We start from the raw sequence: 18,582 nt of genomic DNA on the forward strand, positions 1-18,582 counted from the left end.
ACATTGAAGTATCTCAAGCGCAACAAACTTATTCTCCTGGATATTTTAGCCCCCACTGGTTTCTAATTGAATCCATAATGGCCATCATGGCGGTGGTAGTATCAAGTGGTAAAATATCACTTTGTTGTTTACTTTCTCGAATACACTGCATGGCATGTGCAACTTCAAAAGTGAAATTTTCATCGGCATCAAACGGGAAGCTACTGACTTTAATAGCTTGACCTTTAAGTTTGATATGCAGCTCTTGAGCACCAAGAAAATCAGGGATCCTGATATAGCCTTTAGTGCCACTAATAATGCCTTCGGTAGGGGCTTCTTCAATAAAAGATGCCGACAAAATAGCGCGCTGATGTTGTTGATATTCAAGTAAGTAACAAGAGCTTTCGTCTACACCGTCTTCACCCATAACCGCTGAGCTTTGAATGCGACTTGGTTGTTCGCCAAAGACAATTGAAGCTAAGGTTAAAGGATAAATACCTAAGTCGAGTAAAGCGCCGCCAGCAAGACTTTTGTTGCGTAATCTATGCGTCAAAGGAAAGTCTTCACAAATACTAAAGTTTGCTTTAACGGTATGTACTTCACCAATTATGTTTTCTGATAATAGCTGCTTTAAGTGTTCAATGGCGGGTAAAAATCGTGTCCAAACACACTCCATCATGAAGCAATTATTTTTTTTTGCTAATGCGATAAGTATTTTTGTTTGCTGGGCGTTTACGGTAAACGGTTTCTCGCAAATAACATGTTTACCATGCTGGAGACAAAGCTTGATATTTTCAAAATGAAAGTTATGCGTAGTTGCAATATAAATGACATCAATGTCTGGATCAGTTACCAAAGATTGGTAATTATCATATGTTCTCGGTATTTGATATTGTTCAGTAAAGTGTTTGGCGCGATCTTTAGTGTTAGAAGCACCGGCGAGTATCGTGCATTTTTCTAACTTTTTTATGGCAAGGGCAAATTGATGTGCAATACCACCACAGCCCATTACACCCCAATTGATACTTTGCATATTTATCCTTAAAGCCGATACCCCTTGTTTTAATGAGATATCAGCATTCAATATTTAATAAACTCTCGAAAGTGACATTTGTGATCCAATAGGAATAGTGGCGCGAAATTTTCTATTTTAAACTCACTATTTTTAAACCGACTATTGTTAAATTCTCTATTTTACATACACCACTTTATATTCTTTATTTAAAACTCAGTAACTTGTAAACCATTACCTGCTTTACCAACATAAATTGAGGCGTTGATATTAAAGCGAGCAAAGTATTGTGCCGTAACTGCGTCTTTAATTTTATCGATATCAGCCTGACGGCATAAGCAAACTATTGCACCGCCAAAACCACCACCTGTCATTCGTACAGCACCTTTAGTTCCTAAAGCCGTTTGACATATCTCTACCAAACCATCGGTTTCAGGAATGGTAACCTCAAAGTCATCTCTTAATGAGATATGAGAAGCGGTCATTAACGCTCTCAGTGCTTGCATATCATTATTTTTAAGGGCTTGGGTTGCGTCAAGTACACGCGTGTTTTCGGTAATAACATGATGTGCGCGTTTATATTCATTTTCGGTCATGGCTGAGCGAGCATTATTTAACATCGCAAGATCGGCATCACGCAAAGTCGCCACAGACATTTTCTCGGCTGCTTTTTCACAATCAATTCTGCGTTGGTTGTATTCGCTATCGACTAATTTTCTAGGGTAATTTGAGTTAACAATAACGATAGAAAGATCGTCAGGAATACTCACCGCTTCAGTAGCTAAACTCTGACAATCAATAAGTAATGCATGGGCTTTTTCACCATTGGCAGAAACAAGCTGATCCATAATACCGCATTGGCAATCCATAAAGTCGTTTTCAGCTTCTTGGCCTAACACAGCAATAGTTTCATTAGATAAGTTTAACTGGCAAGCTTGATTGAACACACCACCAACAGCAACTTCTAAGGCGGCAGAAGAAGATAAACCACTGCCTTGCGGGACATTACTGTCAATTAATAAATCAACACCGCTAAGTTGATGACCTTGGCGCTTTAAAACAAAAGCAACTGCACGAATGTAGTTACCCCATTGAGATTCGCCACGGGCTATTTCTTGGTCTAGAAAGAATTCGTCTGACTCGCCAGGGTAGTGCAAAGAGTGCACCAAAATCTTGTTATCATTACGTTTTCTATAAAGTATGCGAGTACAAAACTCTAACGCACAAGGTAAAACAAAACCATTGTTGTAGTCGGTAAATTCGCCAATTAAATTTACACGTCCTGGTGCAGAAGACATTGCTTGAGCAGGTTGTTTATATATTTCTTCAAAAATGGCATTAAAGTTATCAGTTACCACGTGCCTGCTCCTTTTTATAATGTGTTGTACTTGCTTTACGTAATATATTCGCCGCTGTTTCAGCGGTTAAATCACGTTGGCTTTCAGCTAACATTTCGTAGCCAACCATATGTTTTTTCACCGTAGCAGAGCGCAATAGTGGCGGATAAAAATGTGCATGTAGACGCCAATGACTGTTGTTTTGATCATTTGCAGGGGCATTGTGCCAACCCATTGAATAAGGAAAGCTGCAATTAAACACGTTATCATAACGTATGGTTAGCTCTTGTATTGCTTGCGCTAAACTCTGTTTTTGTTGTGCATTTAATTGGCCAAAGTGCTGAATATCGTCTTTGGCAATGAGTATTGTTTCAAACGGCCATGCTGCCCAAAAAGGTACAACAGCTAACCAATGTTCATTCTCTACCACAATACGCTCTTTTTTAGCTGATTCATGTTCAACGTAATCAGCCAATAATGATTTACCGTGTTTATCTAGATATGCCTGCTGTTGGATATCTTCTTTTTCTATTTCAGTTGAAAGGTGTTCATGCGCCCAAATTTGCCCATGAGGATGAGGCTGAGAGCAGCCCATAACCGCGCCTTTATTTTCAAAAATATTTACGCAAGCATAAGTCTTTGCCAATTCAACATAGTTTGATTGCCAAGTATTAACCACTGCTTCAATTTCAGGAATCGTTAGTTCAGGCAATGACTTGTTGTGATCAGGAGAAAAACACACAACTCTACATTCACCATTGGCTATATTGGCTTCAAATAAAGGGTGTGGCTCATCATCAATTTGTTGCGCCTCAACCGGCTCTTCGGTTAACGCGCCGAAGTCATTCACAAAAACATGGGTGTTTTTATAATCAGGATTGCCAGCATTTTTTGCTCGTTCGTTTCCTGGACATAATGGACAGTTTTCATCATATACAGGCAGCTCTGTTTCAGAGGCTGCTTCTGTAGCACCTAACCAAGGTCGGTTGTTTCTGTGTGGAGACACCAAAACCCAACTACCTGTGAGCGGGTTTTTTCTACGATGGGTAAATTCTAAGTTGTTCATTGTATTATTCCAAACCATTAGGGTATTTCGATTGCCAATGCCAAGTGTCGTCAGTCATTGCTTCAATATTAAGTTGTGCTGTCCAGCCAAGGTTCTTTTTAGCAAGTGATGCGTCTGCAAAATTACTGGCAATATCACCGGCACGTCGCGGGGCAAACTTGTATTTTATCTCTACGTTTGCAGATTCAGAGAAAGCATTAATTATTTCTAATACAGAATAACCTTTACCCGTTCCTAAGTTATAAACGAGGGAGCCCGAATCATTTTGGTGTGTTGAAAAGGCAGCAACATGGCCAGCGGCTAAATCTGTAATATGAATATAATCTCGTACGCCAGTACCATCTTTTGTGTTGTAGTCGTTCCCAAAAATACTGACAAATTCACGCTTACCTACAGCTGTTTGGGCGATAAAGGGCATCAGGTTATTCGGAATACCGTTAGGGCTTTCACCTAACAAGCCGCTTGGATGGGCACCAACAGGATTAAAATATCTCAAAGCAATTGCAAGATATTGATCATGGGTTTGGCACCAATCAACTAAAATCTGCTCCACCATTACCTTGGTCCAACCATAAGGATTGGTTGCCGTAATAGGGTGTTGCTCATCAATAGGTAAATACTGAGGATCGCCATATACCGTTGCAGAGGAACTAAAAATTATTTTATTGATACCACAGCTTTGCATAGTTTCAAGTAAAGTAACTGTACCAGCGACATTATTGCGGTAATAAGATAAAGGTTGTTCTGTAGATTCACCAACGGCTTTTAATGATGCAAAGTGGAATACTGCTTCGATATTGTATTGTTCAAAGGTCGCTTTGAGCTTTTTACTATCGGCTATATCGCCTTCAATAAAATCAAATGTATGATTACTGATTTTGCTTAACTGATCCAAAACTTTGATACTAGAATTAGACAAATTATCATATATAACTGGGGTATAACCAGCGTCAAGCAGTGCCAAACATGTATGACTGCCTATATAGCCTGTACCACCTGTAACTAATACGTTCATAGATAACCCTTTACTTAAGTCTTATTTATAAGATAAATAAAATTGGCGATAAATGCAACTTTTATTTATAGAGATTTAAGTGAGGGTTCAGTGGAAAAAATGATGATATTTAGGGCTTGTAGCGTAATGAATTTAAAGATATTGAACTTAAAAATATTAAAATTAACCATATTCATTAACATGCTATTACTACTAGTTCAGCAAAGGCTTGTTATAAGCAGTTGATAGCGGTATTAAAGCTAGTTGATTAATTTGCTGAATATGTATTATGGCTAAATAATAGTATTGATTAGTTGCGTTTACTTAACGTTAACTTGGTTGGGCTTAGCTTATAGGGAAATTACATTAGTTTTTTGTTGAGATTTACAACAGCAGTTAGCGAATTGCTTTCATAAACTTTTTTGAAATCATGAACATATCGGGGATGAATTTTAACTGCAAATCACTATATGTTTCATTGGGTTATGTAAAGCTATAGTAGGAGTTAAAATAATTGTGGAAAGCCTGATAATTAATTAAGTGTATCTGAGGTGTACCTGACCCCACTTAATATTTTAGCTTTCAATTACTTGGTCTTTATAGCGCCAAACGAATGCTTCGTGTAATTCTTCTTGCTCCCAATGATATTTTTCAATGATACCAGCAGAACTAAACTTACCCCAACCCCAGCCTTCTTCGACAAAGTTAAAGTAAAGGCAACTATTATTCAGTGTTGCAACAACCCACAACCTTTCATCTAATTCATACTGCTTATGGTTCCACTGAACAGGTTCGACTTTGGACTTTAACCAAGCCTTAAGAATTTCAAAGTCAGAATCACTTATCACTGAATCAGCTTCAGAAATTTCTTGGATTACTTCATCAAGAGTTAAATTTAATTGCATACTATCCTTGAAAGCTAACGAGGCTGTAGAATTTCTATTTTTAGAAAAAACACCCTTAAAATTTATTAAAAATTAAGTCTAAAATTGCGTTGCTACGTGAATTATGGGGCAATATTACACTAAAAATTGAACTTTAAAGGCTGTATGAACACAAAACCATCCTTCATTTTATACTTTGATGTAATTCTACAAAGTTATTATGGGTGGCTTAATAATAGCTTTTACTACTCTTTAGGGGGCTTTCTTGACCAATACCAGCAATATAACCAACTAGCAGGAAAGAAAAAAAGACACATGAGAAAAATATAAAAGCCTATCAAAGGTAAGTTATCTGTTTTGCCTTTCGCAAACCTGAAAGTTAGAGAGAGCATTATGATTAAATTGACGAGAATAAATTGGCCAACAGAAGTCATATTAATGTTTATTGGTGTATCCATACATACCAGCCTGTGATGAGTTATAATGAGCCTGTAGAATTTCTATCTTAGAAAAAACACCCTCAAAATTTATTAAAAATTAAACCTCAAATTGCGTTGCTACGTGAATTCTGAGGCAATATATTCCACTAGAAAGTGCATTTTAAGGCTGTATGAACACAAAAATCATCCTTCATTTTTCCTTTGGAGTAACTCTATAGCTTCAACGCCATGTAATTTGTCTTGTTTTAACAGTTTGTTATAAGTTTAACTCTTATATGAACAAGCTATTTTGCCATCTTTTATCCATTGTCGGTAACTTGAGCCGCCAATTGATTTATAACGATTACATGTAGCTTCGTTTCCATAAGACGTCTGCCTTCCTGATATTACAGAAGATACAACGCCGTCTAAAATTTCTTCTGACGACCAAGGTTGAATATCTAACGTTGTGCAACCAGAGAGTGCGAATAGAATAGATACTAATGAAATACGTTTCATATTAACTTTAAAGTCCATGTTTAATGCTCCAATGTGAAGAGGGAACTTACCACTCTTACAGAAAAAAGTTTCCACCTTATTTATTTTATATATTAATAACAAATCTTTGCAGCCAACACCACTATTTACCTAAAGATAAAAACAAGAAACTCGTTTATAAACGCAATGAGGCAGATTGCCTGATTTCTTGACTTGGGGGAAAACAAAGTACAACTGCATTTTAGTACTCAGTTATCAAACTAAATTAGGAACAGGAAGATTGGGCATCTACGTCAGCTTTAGGTTCATAATTACCCTAACGTAAATGAATGATTTGGTCTTTTTTTATAAATACATAACGTTTTTAGGGGAACAAACTTAAATGTGATTGGCTGGCAATGCTAGTTGCAATTGGGGGGTACTAATGGTCGTTATTTTTCAGCTTATTTTTAATTTACTCTTAACTTACATTTGGCTTAGCTGAATCATATTTTGTTTTAGATAAGCAACAGTTAAGTTTGACTTTGCTATTGAGTTTATACCAATAGCAATGTCAGAGTAGGTTCGATGTAACTGAGGTCTAATTAATCAATTTTTTATACTTTCATTTTCATTGAAAATATTGATAAAACTGCTTATGCAACCTTAGTTGAATGTAAAGAGCGGCGAGCCGTAAGCACAGGGTGTTCATCTAGATATTTTTGTAGATTAGCTATTTGCTCAGTTGATAAATATAGACCTCGTTTGGTTCTTCTCCATATAATATCTTCAATATTAACAGCCCACTCTTGCTCGATTAAAAAGTCAATTTCTACTTGATATAAATCAGTGCCGAAACACGTGCCCATTGCTTCAATGCTTTTAATGTTTTCGAGTAAGTTAAACGTTCTGGTACCGTAGCTGCGGATAAATCGGGTTCTTAAGCTTGATGGTAACCATGGGTAATCTACTTTTAACCCTTCGGTTAATAGCGCTATATTAGCGAAATTGCCACCTGGTAGCGCTTTATCTGCTGTCCATTGAGCGCCCATATTTGAGAAGTACGGGCTTAACTTATTAACAGCTGCTTCAGCTAATTTTCTATAAGTTGTTATTTTACCGCCAAAAATTGAGAGAATAGGTGCTTTTTTATCAATATCTTCTAATTCTAAAGTGTAATCGCGAGTAACGGCTTGAGCATTAACAGACTCGTCATCTAATAATGGTCTTACACCAGAGTAAGTGGTAACAATATCTGCACGTGATATTTTCTTCTTAAAATATTCATTGGTAATATTTAATAGGTAGTCAATTTCATCTTCCGATATTTTTACGTCAGATGGCTCACCATTATATTCAACATCAGTTGTGCCAATTAACGAAAAATTATCTTCAAAAGGAATAACAAACACGATTCGCTGATCAGCATTTTGCAACATATACGCTTCAGGCTGATCATGAATGCGCGGCACTACGATATGGCTGCCTTTAACTAATCTAATATTTTGAGGAGATTTAAGGGTTAAAGCATCTGAAAACAATTGAGCAACCCAAGGTCCTGAGGCATTAACAACACTGCGAGCTCGTATTACATTAACATCACCATTTAAGCGATCTTGTAGGGTAATAACCCAAACATTGTTTTCACGAACGGCCTTTATGCATTTAGTTTGTGTTTTTATTGTGGCACCATTTTCTTGTGCCGAAAGTGCATTTAAAACCACTAAACGCGCGTCGTCTACCCAACCGTCTGAATACTCAAAACCTTTGGTGATGCTACTCACTAATGGACTGTCATCGCCAAACTTAATCCCTCTTGACGCTTTTAATGTTACTCGTTTTGCTAAGTTGTCATAGAGGAATAAACCAATTCTGATCAGCCAAGAAGGTCTTAAATGACGTTGATGAGGTAATCTAAAAACTAGAGGCTTAATGATATGAGGCGCATTTTTCAACAAAATTTCACGTTCAGCTAACGCCTTTTTAACAAGACTAAATTCATAATGCTCTAAGTATCGTAAACCACCATGAATAAGCTTGCTGCTGTTAGATGAAGTAGCTGAAGCCAGATCGTTTTGTTCACACAATACAACATTTAGCCCTCGGCCTGCGGCGTCCGCGGCTATACCTGCGCCATTTATGCCACCACCAATAACAGCAACGTCAAATATTTTATTTTCTTCTTTCATAAATACGCCTTACCATTTTGTATGATAAATAGGATGTTCGATAATGAATTATAATGTTCGTTTTGTTTCGTTTCAAGTTGCTTTTGTTCATTTTAGTATAAGTTATGTATATTTTGGACGCAAAAAAAGCGCTAGTTAGTTGTTAACTAGCCATATTTTTGGATGAAATTTATTTTATAAAAAAATGTAAATTAGATGATATGCGTTGTAATAGCGTTGTTGCTGAGTATTTCTTGAATTGCTTCAGGTGGTGTTTGGTCAGTAAATAGATGATTAATTTGTGCAATGTTACCTTGTTTGATCATAGCGCTGCGGCCAAATTTAGAGTGGTCTGCAGCAAGTAATACATTGGTTGAATTATTAATAATGGCTTGTGCTACTTTTACTTCTCTAAGATCAAAGTCAAGTAAAGAGCCGTCGTTACTGATACCGCTAATGCCAATAATACCAAAGTCCATTTGAAACTGACTCATAAAGTCACAAGTGGCTTCACCTATAATACCGCCATCTCTGTGGCGTACTTCACCCGCAGCAATTATAACGGTAAAATCTTCTTTAGCAGATAAAATGGTGGCTACGTGTATGTTGTTGGTGACTATATTTAACGCACTATGATTAAGCAAAGCACGAGCAATTGTTTCTGTTGTCGTGCCGATATTGATAAACAAAGAAGAGCCGTTTGGTATCATTTTTACAAGCTCTTTTGCGATACTTTCTTTTGCTTCTAAGTTTAAAATTTTCCGTGATTGGTATGAGGTGTTCTCAGTTGTCGAGATACTTTCGGCGCCGCCATGATGGCGAATTATTACCCCTAACTGAGCAAGTGAATTGAGATCTCTTCGTATCGTTTGCGGGGTAACTTTAAAAATTTGTACTAATTCATCGATAGTAATAAAACCTTTCTCGTGAACGAGATCGATAAGTTCAGTTTGACGTTGGTTTAGCGCCATAAAGGCTTCCTCTATTCGACAGCTTACAAGAAATGAAAATTATCCCACAGATTATATATTTTCCAAAACTAATTGTTTAGCATTATTTAAGGCAAATGTTCGAATATGAAAATAATTGTTGCCAATTTCGAAAGGGATTGGCATTATCGAATATAATTTAATTATTAAGTAAGATAAATAGGAGCTATGTTGAAATACTTATTAGCCATTGATCAAGGCACTACAAGCTCAAGAGCCATTCTTTTTACGCCATTAGGCAAAGTATACGCTTCGGCCCAAGAAGAATTTGAACAGCATTTCCCACAAGATGGCTGGGTTGAACATCATCCTAGTGACATTTGGCAAACTGTTCTACGCACTTGTCGTAAAGTTCTTGCAGACAATAATGTTAAAGCAACTGACATAACGGCCATCGGTATTACAAACCAAAGAGAAACGACTTTAGTTTGGGACAGAAACACCGGCGAACCTATTTATAATGCGATTGTTTGGCAAGACAGACGTACATCAGATTATTGTGAGTCAATATCTAGCCCTCATATAGAAACGATAATAAATAATAAAACAGGATTATTATTAGATCCTTATTTCTCCGCAACTAAAATTCGATGGATTCTCGAAAATGTTGACGGTGCACAAGAGAAGGCCGAAAACGGTGAACTTGCTTTTGGTACTGTTGATAGCTTTTTGTTATGGCATCTAACGTGTGGAAAAGTTCATAAAACAGATGCCACCAATGCTTCTCGTACGATGATTTTCAATATTCACGAACAAGAATGGGATGAAGAGTTGCTTGAACTATTCAAAATTCCAAAGCTTATGCTACCTGAAGTTATGGATTCATCAGATGACTTTGGACATGTTGATAGCGAATTACTTGGTAGTGAGATTCCAATTTTAGGTGTGGCGGGTGATCAACAAGCGGCTTTATTCGGCCAAGCCTGTTTCGATGAAGGTATGGCAAAAAGTACTTATGGCACCGGTTGCTTTTTAATGTTGAATACCGGCAATAGGGCGCTTAAATCAAAAAATAAATTATTAACAACGGTGGCCTATCGATTAAATGGTAAACCAACTTACGCTATTGAAGGCAGTATTTTCATGGCCGGGGCTACTATTCAATGGATCAGGGACGGTTTGAAGTTAATTGGCTCTGCATGTGAAACCGAGTCAATTGCTGAAAAAATGCCGTTAGATCATGGTGTGTTTCTTGTGCCGGCATTTACTGGCTTAGGTGCACCTTATTGGGACCCTAATGCCCGAGGCGCTATTTTAGGGTTAACACGTGACTCTGGTATAAATGAAATTGTAACCGCAGGCCTGCAATCGGTTTGCTATCAAACAAAAGACTTACAAAAAGCAATGGAAAATGATGGTCTTAGGCCTACTTTAATTCGTGTAGATGGTGGTATGGTGGCTAATAATTGGCTGCTAAGCTTCTTGTCTAATATTTTAGGGGCAACAGTTGATAGACCAGAAATTATTGAAACAACAGCCCTAGGTGTTGCTTATTTAGCAGGTCTTAAAGCCGGTGTTTTTAATTCAACAGATGAATTAGCTAAAATGTGGCATTGTGGAAAGCGTTTTACGCCAAATATTGATGATACTCAACGTAATGAATTATATAACAAGTGGTTGGCTGCGGTTAAGCGCGTGAAAAGCTAATGTTTGAATAAGAAGTTATTAAGTCTTTTAACATGCCAGTTGTACTGGCATTTTTATTTCTGCCGTACTATTTTTACAACGTAATAGCCGATTGATCAATCAGTTGTATTGTTAATGGTTAAAGTGAAAAATGTCAAAACCCACTTAACAGCCATTAAATATTCAATTTTAGTGATGAAAACATACAACGGCTTATTGATTTAATTGGGATAACTGCTTTGGCAGGTAATTCTGAAATTCTATTATAAAATATAAAATAATTACTCACATAATGAGCTGATAAAGCAAAATACCACTGCTTCAGTTCTCGGTAATTTGAATGATTTGTATGTTAAAAGTTAACGTGAAAAATTATTTTTACTCATGGTATTTTTTATCGTTTTCTAACGAGAATACAATTCATATTAAGGGTAACTTTAATAGTACTATCTTTATTGGTTGATATTTAATGGGGGATTACAGTATTAAACTTAAAAACAATGGTTTACTGTGGTATTTGATTGTTTTTCATCGCTTGTCATAGCAACAAAATTAAGCCAGTAACATTGCTTACTTTTATAAGCAGGCTAATATTTAATATATTTTTGGTTGTTTTGTGATCGCATTGCAGTGAAAAATATAACCTTAAAAAGTGGAAAAAGGTTGAATTTTTTTTGTATTCGAGTTATTTATAAGATAAATAGGTTAAATAATAAAGTTAACGTTAAAATGTAAACGCAAAAACAGGGGAAGAAAAATGTCTACAAAAGTTATATCTACACTCGGTAAAAGAACTGCAATTGCTTTAGCTGTTGCTAGTACTTTTACTAATGCAAGTGCTTTTGCACAAGATGCACCAAAACCAACTGAAGTAATTACAGTTACTGGTATGCTAAGCAGTTTAAAATCTTCAATGCTTGATAAAAAAGAATCGAATGTTGTGTCAGATGGTATATCTGCAGAAGATTTAGGTAAATTTCCAGATTTAAACGTTGCTGAGTCATTACAACGCATTACCGGTGTATCAATAGATCGCAGCGGTGGTGAAGGCCAAGCCGTAACTGTACGTGGTTTCGGGCCTCAATTTAATACGGTATTAGTTAATGGTCGCCAATTAGCTACCGACAGCGCGGGTCGTGAATTTAACTTTGACGTTTTAGCGGCAGACCAAATTACCGGTGCTGATGTTTTTAAAACAACTTCGGCAAACTTACAAGAAGGCGGTATTGGCGGTACCATTAATGTTAGTACTGCACGTCCATTCGACTATGAAGGTTTCCAAGTTGTTGGCTCTTTAAAAGGCATGTATGAAAGCCTTTCTGAAGAAACGTCTCCAGCAGCATCTCTACTTGTCAGTAATACTTTTAACGAAGACCGTTTAGGTGTTTTACTTGCAGTAAGTCACTCAGAGCGTGATGTACAAATTAACCGTATTGAAACGGCCGGCTGGCGCCCAGGCCAAACTATCTCTAACGATGCTGATGGCGATGGTGAAGCTAATGTGCTTTTTACCAATGCATACATTCCACGTAACTGGGATCAAATTGTTGATCAGCAAGAACGTACACGTACCAACGCAAGTTTAGTACTTCAATACGCTCCAACTGACGAAATAGAAATTACTGTTGATGGTTACATGTCAAAATTTGAAGTTAAATCTGAAGTTACAGATTTGGCGTCTTGGTTCGAACCTGATCGCGTAGACTCTGCAACGATAGACGCAGCAACGGGTACTTTAACTTCGTTCAACCAAGGTATTGGCTTAAGTGGACCTAACGGTAGTGGTAACCCTGCAACTGACTTTGTTTCTCATACGCGTAACTCTCGTGATGTAACAAATGATGGTTTTGGTATTAACGTTCAGTGGGACATTACGGATCAACTTGTTTCTACATTCGATCTTTCAACATCTACAGCAGAAAACGATCGTGCTGGTCGTGACCGTTTTAATGTTGTTGGTATCATAAATAATTATGAATTTGATGGTACAGGTAGCTTACCAACCGTTATTCATGATGGTTTTGGCGGTGGTAACTTGCCTGATGCCAACTTATCTCGTTTACATTACAACGAAAAAGGTAACCAATTTACTGATAAAGACGACATTACTGAATTCAAAGCTGATTTTGTATACAGCGCTGATGGTGATGTGTTTGAACAAGCGCGTTTCGGTTTATACCGTCAAGAGCGTGAAAAAGAAAGTTTTCAAATTTTTGGTAATCAATGTCAATTTTGTGGCTACGGTGAAGCTGCGCCAAATGATATCTTAGATTTCAAACCATTTACGGCTAGTAACTATTTCTCTGGTCTAATTGATACTTTTTATGCATATGACGGCGACGCTTACGTTGACTTCTTAGCATCTCAAGGCTTTCCAATTGAGCCAACACTACAAAACAACCGTTATAAAGTAAGTGAAGATATTACTTCACTATATGCTGATTTTACTTTCGGTTACGACGTAGGTGACATGCCATTAACGGTTAACATTGGTGCTCGTTATTCAACAACTGATGTTAATGCCGCGGCAGTGCAAAGTGATATTGCTAACGTAGTACCAACAACCGATCAAACATTATTTAGTAATGTTTTTGGCCCAGCGAATGATATTAACGAATCAGGCTCTTACTCTAACCTTTTACCAAGTGTAAATGTTAAGTTAGGACTTCAAGATGACATGGTATTACGCTTTGCTGTATACGATTCATTAACACGTCCTACTTTGTCACAGCTTTCACCAGCGACAACATATAATGAACCACGTCGTCAAAACTTAACGGCGCAAGGTGGTAACCCTAACCTGAAACCATTTACTTCAGAAAACTGGGATATCTCTTACGAGTGGTATTACTCAGATGCAAGTTTATTTAGCTTTGCATTCTTCCACAAAGAAGTAGATGACTTTATTGTAACTTCTACTAGCGCTGAAACATTTACCCTAGCCGACAGAACAGGGCCAGACTTTGCTTGTGAAGGTGCAAACTGTAGTGATGCAGATGAACTAAATGGTGAGCAAGAAGTATATACCGTTACTCGTCCACAAAACACTGAAAGTATTACCGTAACGGGTTATGAAATTGCCCTTACGCATATTTTTGAAAATGGTTTCGGTTTTACAGCCAATGCGACTATTGTTGATAGTGACCAAGAGCTTGGTGATGACCCTACAAAAGCATTCGCACTTGAAGGTTTAGGTGATTCTCAAAACCTTATCATGTTTTACGAAGCTGACACATGGCAAGCGCGTGTAGCTTACAACAACCGTGAAGGTTTCCTTCGCTTAGTTGATAACGGCTTTAACGGTGAACCTGTAAATACCGAAACATTCGGTCAATGGGATGTGAGTGCAAGCTACGATGTTAATGAAAATATCTCAGTATTTTTTGAAGGTATTAACGTAACAGAAGAAGAGCTAGTACAAACGGGTCGTTTTGCTAACCAAGCCTATAACATTGAAGATAACGGTTCTCGTTACGCAATCGGTGTTCGTGGTAAATTCTAAAACAACGTTTTTAGTTTACGCTTAAGTCTCCTTAACTTAAGTAGTGCTAACTTGGCCTGACTTGTTAACAAGCAGGCCATTTTTTTAGTAAAAATAGTTGGTATATTTTTACTAAAAAAATGTAGAGTATTGTAAAGCGTTATATTACAGCATCAGATCCTTGTATTACCCTCATCGTGTACGATGTTAAGTTAGGAAAATTTGAATATGTCCAACACTGTAAAAAATATCATTATTATTGGCGGTGGCACGGCGGGCTGGTTATCAGCCGCTATTATTGCTGCCCATCATAAAGATGCTAAAAACACTGAACTTAATATTAAGTTGGTTGAATCTTCTGACATTCCAACTATTGGCGTTGGCGAAGGTACATGGCCGACCATGAAAAACACCTTACACAAAATCGGCCTAAAAGAGAGCGATGTTTTTCGAAAATGTTTTGCCACCTTTAAACAAGGTGGAAAATTTGTTGAATGGGTGCATGGCAATGGTGACTTTTATTATCATCCATTTACCTTACCTTTAGGGTATGGTCATATCGATTTAGCGCCTTATGTGTCAAATGTTGAAAACTTCGCCCAAGAATCAAACTTTCAATACGATATTTGTGAAGCCGGCTTAGCACCACGAACGTTAGCTGATTCAGAATACCAAGGGCAATGCAATTATGGTTATCACCTTGATGCAGGCGCACTAGCGGAATTATTGAAAAGACATTGTATTGATACTTTAAATGTAGAGCATGTTGTTGATACGGTTGATGAATGCATTAGTGAAACGGGTGAGCGTATTGACGCGGTAGTATTAAATAAACTCGGTAAACTAACCGCAGACTTATTTATTGATTGCTCTGGTGCTCGTTCATTATTACTAGGGAAAACCTTAAATGTTCCTTTTAAAAAGGTTGATGACGTATTGTTTAACGATAGGGCATTGGCGATGCAAGTTCCTTACGAAACTGAAGACGCTCCCGTTGCATGTCATACCATTGCAAGTGCGCAAAATGCCGGCTGGATATGGGATATTGGCTTAACCAGTCGCCGCGGTGTTGGGCATGTTTATTCTAGTAAGTTTCTTTCTGATGAAGAGGCTGAGCAAAACCTGCGAAATTACTTAGGCGATGCAGCGAATGGTCTTGAAGCTCGAAAAATTAGTTTTGAACCAGGTCACAGAGAACAGTGGTGGAAAGGTAATTGTGTTGCTGTTGGCATGGCGGCAGGATTTGTAGAGCCGCTTGAAGCTACCGCAATTATGTTAGTTGAGCTTTCAGCGCGCTATATAGCCGAAAATTTGCCCGCTGATGAAAGTTTAATGCCTGTGGTAGCCAAGCGCTTTAATACTCAAATGTCGTATCGTTGGCAACGTATTGTTGATTTTCTTAAATTTCACTACATGTTAACTAAGCGACCTGAGCCCTATTGGCAGGCGCATTGTGATCCAAAAACATTTCCTGAAAGTTTGAAAGAAGATATAGCCTTGTGGCAGTATCGTGGCCCAACAACTAATGACTTCACCAGTGCCATGGAACTTTTTCCTGCGGCAAGTTATCAATACGTGCTTTATGGTATGGAGTTTAAGCCTGACTTTACTCGCCAAGGATATTTACATAACCAACAGCAAAAAGCTCAACAAGTGATCAACCGTAACGAACAACTAACACAACAAATGTTACAAAGCTTGCCACCTCATCGCGACTACATTGAAAAGTGGCTTGCGACTTCAACTTAGAGAATAATAATGACCGAATTAGTAGAATTAAGTAATAGCGAACACAGCACTTTAAAAGTGCTTGATAACGCCGCGCTTGGCTTTGTTAAACAACAACATATCTTAAACATACGGGTAAAAGAAATAACACAAGCTATTAGTAATTTTCCGGTTTTTTTAGTTAAAAACCCTCATACAGGCATGTGGAATATTTCGGCGCTTACAAGTTTCGAAATAGGGCAAAACTTGTTTGTTGCTGATAACAAGTGGAATGCTATTTTTACTCCTACTAGCATGCAAACGTTTCCATTTTTTTTAATGAAACTCACGGGAGAAAATAAAGGATATACCATAGGCATTGCGCCCAAAGATCAGGCTTTTTCAAGCACGCAAGGGCAACGTATATTTGAATCTTCAGGTAAGCCAAGTATATTGTTAAGCCGAGTGAAAACCCTGTTAGAAGCTGATATAAAAAATGATATACAAAGTTATCAATTTGCTCAAAAGCTAGAGAGTATGCAATTGATAAAACGCATTAACCTGGTAGTGCAATATGGTGATTCAACAGTACAAACCTTGCAAGGCATGCATACCATTGATGAGACTAAGTTACAGCAGTTATCAAACGACGATTTGGGTGCGTTAAATAAGCAAGGCTACCTTATGCCTATCCATGCCATGCTAATGTCTATTACTCAACTTAATAGCCTTATTCAAAAGCATAATAATATTGAAAGTAACAAAGCTATATCGCAAGTTAAGCTAGCGCTGGAGTAATAGGGGTAAAAAGCAGTTAACAAAAAGCCATTCTAATGAATGGCTTTTTAATATCTGTATTTTGTTAGATTTTCAGTAAGGCTTAACGTGCTGTTTAAGCCATTTCTGCAGAATCAGTTTTCTTCTTAAATACTAATGAAGCACGATTTTTAAATACAAATCGGTTGATAAATAGCGCCATGAAAATACAGATAAACAAGGTAATAGTCATCATGTGAATATAATGAAATGGTGCCCAAACGAATACGAAGAACGCATAAGTTAGCGTGCCAGTAATAACTGCAGCAATGGCGGCTTTTGAGGCAACATTATTAAATAATAATCCAACAATAAATACCGATAAAATAGGCATACTTAACATACCGTAAAGCTCTTGTACTATATTAATAATACTTTCGGCTGAAGAGTAAAAAGGCACTAATAATAGCGCAAGTACACAAAAAATAATTGAAGCGACATTACTGACTACATGCACTTTAATTTGTTTTTCTTTTTGGAAATAAAGCTCATGAATATCACAAACATATAAAGCTGCAGATGAGTTCAATATACTATTAAACGTTGTTAAAACCGCCGCTGCCATCATGGCTGCAAACGCACCTGATAACCAAGTAGGTAAAACTTCAGCAACAATTTTACCGTACGCTAAATCACCGACATCACCAAATAACTTGTAAGCAACAACACCAGGAATAACGATCATCGGTGGAATAACTAAAATACGTATTAATGCAGCAGCAAAAACACCTTTTTGAGCTTCTTTAATATTGGGGGCTGCCATCGCACGTTGTGTGATCGTTTGGTTAGTGCTCCAATAGAAGGTTTGAATAAAAATCATACCTGTTAGCAACGTATGCCAAGGTAGTGGTGAGTCATTACCACCAATTAGCGTTAAGCGTTCTGTTGGAATGTCACTAAAGTCAAAATTAATCGCTGCCATTGAAAGTACAACAACCAACATACCCAAAGATAATAAACCAATGCCGCTGTAGGTGTCTGATACTGCTACTGCTCTTAAACCACCAAAAATTGCATAACTAGCGCCTGCTATGGTGAATATAATCGATAGGGTCATTATTGAAAGTTCAACATTAAACATTGCTTTCATAAATAATGATCCGCCATATAAAATAGCCGGAAGGAAAATAAATAAATTACCTAACAAGAATAAAGCGGCTATAACAGCACGAATATGCGGGTCATTATAGCGACGCTCAAGCAACTCTGTTGTGGTTGTACATTTATTTTTGTAGTAAATAGGTAAGAACACTTTAGCTAAGATCATTAAGCCGAAGAAAGCGGCTATTTCCCACCATGCCAGCAGGATCATTTGGTTACCATTCATACCAATAAGTTGGTCGGTACTTAGGTTGGTTAAAGTAATCGAACCAGCAATAAAAACCCAAGACAGGCCTCCACCGGCAAGAAAATATTCTTTATTTGAATCTGACTCTGATCTGGCTGACCCTCTACATTTTAAGTAAGTTAAAAATGCAATGAGCGCAGTGATCAAACAAAACACCATTATTTGGATTGATTGGTTTTCCACGAATACTTCCCCGATATTGACTAGTTTTACATAAAGCTACGTAATTAAACGTAGCTCAACGATTTTTCTTTATATATTACTTAAGCTTAACTTTGC

At 37.4% G+C, this 18,582-nt stretch carries 13 protein-coding genes; 4 read left to right on the top strand and 9 right to left on the bottom strand.

Features of this window, described 5'->3' with window-relative positions; translation table 11 throughout:
- Positions 1 to 28: 28 nt before the first annotated feature.
- The 8 genes from AC27H3_RS10850 to AC27H3_RS10885 all read right to left on the bottom strand — a co-directional run bounded on the left by AC27H3_RS10850 (position 29) and on the right by AC27H3_RS10885 (position 9,307).
- A complete protein-coding gene (locus AC27H3_RS10850) occupies positions 29 to 1,012 on the bottom strand; it encodes a Gfo/Idh/MocA family protein (protein ID WP_487106111.1) in 984 nt (327 codons plus the stop codon).
- 188 nt (positions 1,013 to 1,200) lie between these two features.
- On the bottom strand, positions 1,201 to 2,349 hold the full coding sequence (galK, locus tag AC27H3_RS10855; protein WP_487106113.1) for a galactokinase: 1,149 nt from the start codon (positions 2,347 to 2,349) through the stop codon (positions 1,201 to 1,203).
- Positions 2,339 to 3,394: a UDP-glucose--hexose-1-phosphate uridylyltransferase gene (locus AC27H3_RS10860; RefSeq protein ID WP_487106115.1), complete on the bottom strand. Its 1,056-nt coding sequence runs from the start codon at positions 3,392 to 3,394 to the stop codon at positions 2,339 to 2,341. Before AC27H3_RS10860 ends, galK begins: the two co-directional genes overlap by 11 nt.
- Positions 3,395 to 3,398: 4 nt before the next feature.
- The gene (galE, locus tag AC27H3_RS10865) at positions 3,399 to 4,409 is read right to left on the bottom strand and encodes a UDP-glucose 4-epimerase GalE (protein WP_487106117.1); all 1,011 of its coding nucleotides are present in this window, start codon (positions 4,407 to 4,409) and stop codon (positions 3,399 to 3,401) included.
- 554 nt (positions 4,410 to 4,963) lie between these two features.
- Positions 4,964 to 5,293 (bottom strand): hypothetical protein, encoded by a 330-nt coding sequence (locus AC27H3_RS10870; RefSeq protein ID WP_487106119.1) that lies wholly within the window; start codon positions 5,291 to 5,293, stop codon positions 4,964 to 4,966.
- Positions 5,294 to 5,976: 683 nt separating this feature from the next.
- The gene (locus tag AC27H3_RS10875) at positions 5,977 to 6,228 is read right to left on the bottom strand and encodes a hypothetical protein (RefSeq protein WP_487106121.1); all 252 of its coding nucleotides are present in this window, start codon (positions 6,226 to 6,228) and stop codon (positions 5,977 to 5,979) included.
- Positions 6,229 to 6,824: 596 nt separating this feature from the next.
- On the bottom strand, positions 6,825 to 8,357 hold the full coding sequence (glpD, locus tag AC27H3_RS10880; protein ID WP_487106123.1) for a glycerol-3-phosphate dehydrogenase: 1,533 nt from the start codon (positions 8,355 to 8,357) through the stop codon (positions 6,825 to 6,827).
- Between the two features lie 191 nt (positions 8,358 to 8,548).
- Entirely contained in the window at positions 8,549 to 9,307 is a 759-nt protein-coding gene (locus AC27H3_RS10885) for a DeoR/GlpR family transcriptional regulator (protein ID WP_487106125.1), read from the bottom strand.
- Positions 9,308 to 9,493: 186 nt separating this feature from the next.
- Here AC27H3_RS10885 and glpK point away from each other — a divergent pair, with 186 nt between their 5' ends.
- From glpK to AC27H3_RS10905, 4 genes are all read left to right on the top strand, one after another.
- Complete coding sequence (gene glpK, locus AC27H3_RS10890; RefSeq protein WP_487106127.1) at positions 9,494 to 10,972, top strand: glycerol kinase GlpK; 1,479 nt, start codon at positions 9,494 to 9,496, stop codon at positions 10,970 to 10,972.
- Between the two features lie 736 nt (positions 10,973 to 11,708).
- Entirely contained in the window at positions 11,709 to 14,453 is a 2,745-nt protein-coding gene (locus AC27H3_RS10895) for a TonB-dependent receptor (protein ID WP_487106129.1), read from the top strand.
- Between the two features lie 207 nt (positions 14,454 to 14,660).
- Positions 14,661 to 16,181, top strand: a complete 1,521-nt coding sequence (locus AC27H3_RS10900; RefSeq protein WP_085305635.1) for a tryptophan halogenase family protein — start codon at positions 14,661 to 14,663, stop codon at positions 16,179 to 16,181.
- A gap of 9 nt (positions 16,182 to 16,190) precedes the next feature.
- Positions 16,191 to 16,937 (top strand): SapC family protein, encoded by a 747-nt coding sequence (locus tag AC27H3_RS10905; protein WP_085305634.1) that lies wholly within the window; start codon positions 16,191 to 16,193, stop codon positions 16,935 to 16,937.
- 94 nt (positions 16,938 to 17,031) lie between these two features.
- Here the strand turns inward: AC27H3_RS10905 and AC27H3_RS10910 are convergent, their stop codons facing one another.
- Positions 17,032 to 18,486 (bottom strand): SLC5 family protein, encoded by a 1,455-nt coding sequence (locus AC27H3_RS10910; RefSeq protein WP_487106131.1) that lies wholly within the window; start codon positions 18,484 to 18,486, stop codon positions 17,032 to 17,034.
- Positions 18,487 to 18,582 lie beyond the last annotated feature (96 nt).

It is taken from the genome of Colwellia sp. NW0002-52-1 (genome assembly GCF_057550865.1).

What these genes read in the sequence shown, in the direction of transcription:
- AC27H3_RS10850 (WP_487106111.1), bottom strand. Translation starts at nt 1,012, where the DNA reads ATGCAAAGTATCAATTGGGGTGTAATGGGCTGTGGTGGTATTGCACAT.
- AC27H3_RS10860 (WP_487106115.1), bottom strand. Translation starts at nt 3,394, where the DNA reads ATGAACAACTTAGAATTTACCCATCGTAGAAAAAACCCGCTCACAGGT.
- galE (WP_487106117.1), bottom strand. Translation starts at nt 4,409, where the DNA reads ATGAACGTATTAGTTACAGGTGGTACAGGCTATATAGGCAGTCATACA.
- AC27H3_RS10870 (WP_487106119.1), bottom strand. Translation starts at nt 5,293, where the DNA reads ATGCAATTAAATTTAACTCTTGATGAAGTAATCCAAGAAATTTCTGAA.
- AC27H3_RS10875 (WP_487106121.1), bottom strand. Translation starts at nt 6,228, where the DNA reads ATGGACTTTAAAGTTAATATGAAACGTATTTCATTAGTATCTATTCTA.
- glpD (WP_487106123.1), bottom strand. Translation starts at nt 8,357, where the DNA reads ATGAAAGAAGAAAATAAAATATTTGACGTTGCTGTTATTGGTGGTGGC.
- AC27H3_RS10885 (WP_487106125.1), bottom strand. Translation starts at nt 9,307, where the DNA reads ATGGCGCTAAACCAACGTCAAACTGAACTTATCGATCTCGTTCACGAG.
- glpK (WP_487106127.1), top strand. Translation starts at nt 9,494, where the DNA reads ATGTTGAAATACTTATTAGCCATTGATCAAGGCACTACAAGCTCAAGA.
- AC27H3_RS10895 (WP_487106129.1), top strand. Translation starts at nt 11,709, where the DNA reads ATGTCTACAAAAGTTATATCTACACTCGGTAAAAGAACTGCAATTGCT.
- AC27H3_RS10900 (WP_085305635.1), top strand. Translation starts at nt 14,661, where the DNA reads ATGTCCAACACTGTAAAAAATATCATTATTATTGGCGGTGGCACGGCG.
- AC27H3_RS10905 (WP_085305634.1), top strand. Translation starts at nt 16,191, where the DNA reads ATGACCGAATTAGTAGAATTAAGTAATAGCGAACACAGCACTTTAAAA.